Source organism: Nonomuraea sp. WAC 01424, from assembly GCF_003947315.1.
Taxonomy (GTDB): domain Bacteria; phylum Actinomycetota; class Actinomycetes; order Streptosporangiales; family Streptosporangiaceae; genus Nonomuraea; species Nonomuraea spiralis.
In genome coordinates, this window is record NZ_QHHZ01000078.1 from 1 (window position 1) to 632 (window position 632).

Below are 632 nucleotides of genomic sequence, written 5' to 3' on the forward strand. Positions count from 1 at the left end.
TTCCGGCGAGGCGCTGCCCTATTCGCCGATGACCGGCGGCGCGATGCGCATGTCGGTCCCGAAGACCTCGTCCGGGTCGCCCTCGACGAGGTACGTCGGACGCTGGTGCTCGGTGTCCTCGTCCCCGTCGGCCTGCTGACCGCGGCCACCCATGCCGCCGCTCATCCCGGGTCCGCCACGACCGGCGGCGCCACCGCCGAGGCCACCCATCCCGCGGCCTGCCGCCGATTCGGCCGCGCCGACACCACCGGGCCGGGCCGCGCCGGACGCGGAACCCGAACCGGGCGTGGAACCCGCGCCGCTACCGGGACCGAACCCGCTTCCGCCGCCACCACGGCCGCTTCGGCTGTTGTACTCCGAGTCGCCCATGCCGCCGCCCATCATGGGCGGCGCCATCGGCATGGGGCTCATCGGCATCGCGGTGTTGTTGTTGGGGCCGGGTGTGGTGATCGGCGCCGGCCCGTTCTGGAAGCCGGACGGCGTCGTACCCGACGGCAGGCTGCCGGACCCCGTGGCGCTGCCCGGACCAGGCAGGTTGGAGCCGTAGCCGCCGCCACCGCCGCCACCACCGCCGCCGCTACCCCCGCCACCGCTGCCGCGCGGTATGTCGGTGTTGCCGGGGCTGTTGGAGC

At 75.2% G+C, this 632-nt stretch carries 1 pseudogene; it reads right to left on the minus strand.

Annotated elements, in window-relative coordinates:
- Window positions 1-18 precede the first annotated feature (18 nt).
- Window positions 19-632 (minus strand): annotated as a pseudogene (locus DMB42_RS52805) (hypothetical protein); the annotation flags it as partial.